This is a genomic window from Desulfobacterium sp. N47, from assembly GCF_051233685.1.
Taxonomy (GTDB): domain Bacteria; phylum Desulfobacterota; class Desulfobacteria; order Desulfobacterales; family RPRI01; genus RPRI01.
The window spans coordinates 1-5,946 of sequence record NZ_JBAMMY010000298.1 but is presented as its reverse complement, the minus strand read 5'-3'; the positions used below and the strand labels follow the sequence as shown (position 1 = coordinate 5,946).

The following is a 5,946-nucleotide window of genomic DNA, read 5'->3' as shown; positions in this document are numbered from 1 at the left end:
TTCTACCACCGTTTGAATACGGTTAACAATATCCATGCTAAAATCTTTTCCGCAAATTTTCATGCGGTAATTTTATCATCTCCCTATCACTGTGTCCAGAAAAAAAGTTATGGGACATGCTCAGTTGGGGGAGAGGGTTAGGGTGAGGGGTAAGTATGTTTCCTGAGTCTTCACGCTGAAACTACCATCCGGTGACTGTATGCATTATATATTGTAAAACCGTCATCAGAGGGCATGTATTCAACCCAGAAAGTGGTATTATACAGTTTCAATGAGGTTTTGAAATGCCCGGAATCGGGGTTAAAAAACTTCCGCCCGCCGGTTTCGGCATGACGGATAACTTCTTCTAAATCCGTTACAAGTATTCTGCGATCCTCCAGAACCTGCCATACTTCGGAAGAAATATTTAAAACAACTCTGTCATTTTGTTTTGTATCTTCTCCGCCTTTCGCCCAGAGTTCATTGAGCAAATTGTTTTTCAGGCGTAGACGGTTTTCCTGCCGCTGCGACCAGCCTGGTCTTTTGCGGGCAGCCGGATCAGGTTCGCTGTCTTCGCGAAAGATCAGATCCAGTATATGAACTGTGCGTTTTCCGGCTCCGGCAAGATTATCCCGGCAAACAGCACAATAGGTCACATAATCGGCCAAACTTTGGCCGGCCAGGCGCTTAATAACGGTTTTTGCCAGATCAGGATTAGCATTTTGCATCAGGCCGCCAAAACCGCAACATTCTGCATGTTCACGTTTTGCCTTAAGCTCCAAAAAAGGCTGCCCCATTTTTTGCAATAAATTACGAACATTGGTTTGCAGTGCAGATTCATATCGTGTAGTGCATGGATCATGCAATGCAAGAGGCGCAGCGTCTTTTAAAACGGTAAAATCATGAGGCAGGCCGGTTTCATCCAGGATGCTCCACAGCGATATTATGGGAGCCTCCTGAAGATATGTCTTAAATATCTTATAGCAGGTGGAACAGGCTAAAATAATCTGCGGCCTGCCAAGATCCACCCACTTGCTTTGCCACATTGAAGATTGCTTTTGAAAAAGCTCTTCTTCTCCGGCCCAAAAAGCCGGGGCGCTGCAACATCCAAGCATCAGGCCTACACCGCCTGTTAAGGTTTGTCTTAAGTGGGCATAAACGCTTTTTACTTTTCCCGGGGAAGAGGCGCAAACCTGGCATCCTGGGAAAAAAATATATGCGCTCGATTCATGACCTGGTTCATGCATGGCCATGGCAAACTGGTCGCTGTTGCTAAACTGCATATCAAGAAGAGCAAATTCATGAGCCGATGGAGGCATCTTGCCCTTTTGAACCATGTCTCTTCGCGCCTTAAGGCACAGTGTCTGCATCGCAAAATTCTCCGGGCAGACGGTCTCGCACAAACCGCAAAGGTTGCATGAATTGACCAGTTTATTGGCCTGACGGGCCCCCGCGACAATGGATGAGTTGTTATATATTTCTCTGGCATATTTTCGTGGATAAGAACCGAAATGATCAAGATAGGAACAAGCCTTGACACATTCAAGGCATTCGCAGTGTAAACATCGGCTTGCTTCCTGTATCGCCTCTTCAGGGGTATATCCTGATTCGGAATCCAGAGGCTTTACCGCCAGAGCATAAGGAACATTATCAATATTCGTATAAAGGCGGGTCGGGAAAGGACCATCTTTTTCCCTTCCTGCCGTCAGTGATACCTTCTGTAAATACCGATCTATGGAAGTTGCCGCCCATCGGCCTTCGGCAGCCTGCCATACCGGCGACTTGGGGTTATAATGCAAAAAGCCTTCCGAGAAAAGCTTTTCCCGTCCCCTCCCCTCAATCCCCTCCCGCAAGGGGAGAGGAGGTGCTTGAACCGGCATGACCATTCCCTCCCCATTGATGGGGGAGGGCCAGGGTGGGGGTAGATATACCGCATCGAAACGACTCAAAAGATCTGCAAGAAATTTTTCATCCTCAACGGAAGAATTTAGTACTGCTTCCACACCCAATGAGAAAAGGATATCTATTTCTTCTCTCACCATATCGTGCGGTAATATTTCTTTTGGCATTGAAAGCAGATTTTCTCCAAGTTCAGCGCCCATCTCAAATACTGTGACTTTATACCCCTTGCGGGACAGGTCCCAGGCTGCGGTTAGTCCGCTTAACTTGCCTGTGACAACTGCAATACGTTTGTCTTTTTCGGGCAGAGGATATATTCGCTGCTTTGGCGCCTGTGTTTTAACGCAAGCGCGCTCCAGCATCCCAATCTCAATCGCTTGCCCGGCCTCTCTGCGTTTGCAGCGCTCTTTACATGGCGCATCGCAGATACGTCCTAAGATGCCGGGAAAAGGCATGGTTTTTCTTAGAATCTTCCACGCCTCTTCCCATTTTCCCTGCGATACATTTGCTATAAAGGCGCGGGCATCAATATGAATCGGGCAGGCAGCCGCACATTCAGGCGGTTCTTCCTGGATACATCTGCTTTCAAGAAGCCGTAGTTCTTTTTGATCCATAATCAGGTTTGTTAAGGATGGTGATTCGTTGCCTTTAAACCGGCCAACACCTTTTTTGGTAATGCAGGCAACTTGGTAATCCTCACCCCACAAGCGTTATTAATCGCATTTATGATGGCAGCTTGGGGAGTGGTTAAGGGCAGCTCTCCACAGCCGCCGGCTCCAAAAGGGCCGTCCTCTCGAGGTGTCTCCACATAAATGATTTCCATATCATCGGGTATTTGCTTGATATAGGGAAATCCCGCTCCAGCCATCGAAGAATGCCTTTCAATGTCTTCAAAATCTTCACTGAGCGCCAACCCGACACCCTGCGCCAGCCCTCCGTAGAGCTGGCCGTCTACCACCAGCTTGTTGTTAATTTTCCCAATGTCAGCAGCCATAGTCATTTTCAGAACTCTGGTTTTGCCGATGCCTGTATCTACCTCTACTTCCGCCATGAAAACTCCGTACATGTGGGCTCGTAGCGCATTGCCCTGGCAGTTTTCATCCAGATGATCACATTGATTTGCCCACCTACCGGTATGTGTAACCGGAATATCTTCTTTTATCATCTCTTCATAAGTGCGATAAGTCCCATTCTCTTTGCGCATAGCATCTAAAAGTAGCTCGCACGCTACCTGAATGGCACGACCGGTTACGAACTGAGAGCGGCTGGCAAGGGAACCCATATTCTGAGGTGTGATACTCGTATCATTCATCACAAGTCTGATCTTCTCAGGAGGCATGCCGAGCGGCCGCAGTGCCTCGTGGGCAGTTCCCAAAACCCCCATATCAGCCCCCTGACCATGGTATTCCCAGGTGACATAAACTGTAACACCGTTGTCGGGCATTAGCTCTATCCGTGCTTCCGCACCGTCTACACCGCCCAACCCAGAGCCAAAGATGCCGATGGAAATGCCGACTCCCAGCTTCTTCTCGGAGGTTGATTCCTTCTTGGCCTTTTCCAATGCCGCTTTATATTTCGGCCGTAATATGTCGAGCATTTCTGGCAGACTGTATACATCAGGTTTCTGGCCTGTTGGTGTAGTGGATCCCGGACGATAGACATTTTTATAACGCAGTTCCAGGGGATCAATACCTATTTTTTCAGCCAGTTCATCCATGAGTACTTCAGAGCAGAACTCAACCGCAGTTGAACCCATGCCTCTAAAGGCACAGCCCTGTGCGTGATTGGTATAGACGGTTCGAGCCTCCCCCCTGATATTCGGGATGTGATAACCTGCGCCCATATACTGGGTCCCCATCATGGTAGTTAAATCTCCCAGGTCGCAGTAAGGGCCATATCCTATTGTAATGTCTTCTTCCATGGCCAGGAGTTTGCCGTTTTTATCCGCCGCTAATCTCAATTTTGCAGAGGTTGGTGGTCGCTTACCGGTCATAGTCATCTGCTGCCGGTAGTCATATCTTAAAAAAACCGGCCTGCCGGTAGCAAGACAGGCGACGCCTAAAAGAGGCTGGGATGTGATCGTGGCCGCATAACCAAAATCTCCTCCGGGTGGATTCTGCACCATAATCAGCTTAGTCGGTTCAAGCCCAATGCCCATGCAGACTTGAGCAGAGTTCATGAAAAGGGCACAGGACTTGGAGTGAATGACCAACGTACCTTCTTCATTGAGGTAGGCAAAGCCGACATCAGGCTCTATAGGCATATGCGGATGTCGTTGATGATAAAATTCATCCTCCACCACGTAATCAGCTTGCTCAAAAATCGGTCCCGTTTCATTTCCCTTGGCGATTTTTTGAACGAAATAGACGTTAGGTGTCCCCGGATGAATCTCCATAGCGTCTTCAGCCATAGCGGCCTGGGCATTCATATATACCGGTAGTTCTTCTAACTCTATCTTTACTTTTTCAGCGGCTGCCTTAGCACGGGCTTCAGTATCCGCACAAACTATTGCAACGACGTCGTCATAATGGAATATCTTCCTGTCGCACAGAATTGGGCGATCCTGGGCATTGGCCTTGTTAGATGGCATGTTTATCAATGCAGGAACACTATTACTGCCCCTGACATCTTTGTGAGTGACAATTTTAAAGACCCCGGGCATCTTCTCAGCCTCTGATGTATCAATGGAAATGATATTGGCGTGGGAGACCTTGGCCAGGACAAGGGCCAATTGTAAAGTGTCGGCAGGCAATTGCAAACCTCTATCCGCCCCAAAGTCCCAGGTGCCGGTAACCTTGGCTACTCCACTGGGACGAGGGTACTTGCTGCCCCAAAGCCTGCCGTCTTCCGGGGGCTGATATGAAAGTCTGTCAATGCCCATTTCACCGCGCAGGACTTTTGCCGCGTCCATGACAGCATCCACCAACTGTTTATAGCCGGTGCAACGGCAGGCATTTTTATGCTGGTTGAACCAGTCTCTTGCTTCTTCCCGGGTCGGGTTGGAGTTCTCATCCAACAGGGCCTTAGCAGACACAATAAAGCCGGGGGTGCAAAATCCACACTGAGCGCCACCGTGAAGTACCCAGGCCGATTGCAGCGGATGGAGATTCGCCGGTGTTCCTATTCCTTCAATAGTGGTAACAGCAGCGCCATCGGGAACTCGCTTCATCTTGGTGATACAGGAACGAACAAGCTTCCCATTCATAATAACGTTGCAGGCGCCACATTGACCTTCATTGCAACCCACTTTCGTCCCCGTCAGTAATAGTTGCCCACGCAGGACATCAGCCAGCGAGGCATCCGGATCAGTCACAACCACAATTTTTTTTCCGTTAACATTAAGGTTCTTTATTATCATGCCAATTTTCCTCCTTTTAATAGTTTTCAGATATTAACGATGAAAAAGTAATATTAAATGCTATGTGTTTGTAAATATTGAAAAATTTCTAAAAACTTTCAGCGAGGAGCAACATTTAATTCAAAGGGCGGTAAGAAGAAGGAAAGCTCTTTCCCGCCGATTAAAATAAAAAGCAGGTTTTTTTGTGTAATATGCCAATGTTGACATATGACACAATTATCATTAGGACAAGCTTCTGATTATGTCAATAATAAACATCCAAAAATGGCGCAATGTTTCAGATATTTTTTTGTTTGTGGCGATTGCAGGAATAATGTTTCGATAGCCGTTTGTTAAAATAAACATACTTTTTGTTTACAAAAGTTAACCGGATAACACTTAAAGGTTATGCAAATCCTTCACCTTTTTCATATAACACCCAATGGCATTCTCCCTGGCGCTGGTAATGCCGTTCGCTAAACGGACTAATAAGGTGTATTCTCCAGTCACGATTTGGATCCGCAACGGCCAGATTTTCTGCCTGGGCCACAGACATATAATCATTACAGCTTTGTACTTCCATTTCCGAATATATAGTGTTTGACCGACAAATGGTAATCGATTGAATTTGAAGATAAATATTGAATAAAAGTAAAACGAAGATTTTTCAGAAAGATGCATTTTATACTTGCATTCCTGACTCATTAATGGTAGTTATTTACTTGAATTAA

The 5,946-nt window shown here is 46.9% G+C and carries 3 protein-coding genes; all 3 read right to left on the bottom strand.

Going from position 1 to position 5,946, the window contains the following annotated elements; translation table 11 throughout:
- Nucleotides 1-170: 170 nt before the first annotated feature.
- The 3 genes from VXK47_RS19430 to VXK47_RS19420 all read right to left on the bottom strand — a co-directional run bounded on the left by VXK47_RS19430 (nt 171) and on the right by VXK47_RS19420 (nt 5,771).
- A complete protein-coding gene (locus VXK47_RS19430) occupies nt 171-2,492 on the bottom strand; it encodes a pyridine nucleotide-disulfide oxidoreductase/dicluster-binding protein (protein ID WP_435550447.1) in 2,322 nt (773 codons plus the stop codon).
- Between the two features lie 11 nt (nt 2,493-2,503).
- Entirely contained in the window at nt 2,504-5,236 is a 2,733-nt protein-coding gene (locus tag VXK47_RS19425) for a molybdopterin-dependent aldehyde oxidoreductase (RefSeq protein WP_435550446.1), read from the bottom strand.
- Between the two features lie 385 nt (nt 5,237-5,621).
- Complete coding sequence (locus tag VXK47_RS19420) at nt 5,622-5,771, bottom strand: hypothetical protein (RefSeq protein WP_435550445.1); 150 nt, start codon at nt 5,769-5,771, stop codon at nt 5,622-5,624.
- Nucleotides 5,772-5,946 lie beyond the last annotated feature (175 nt).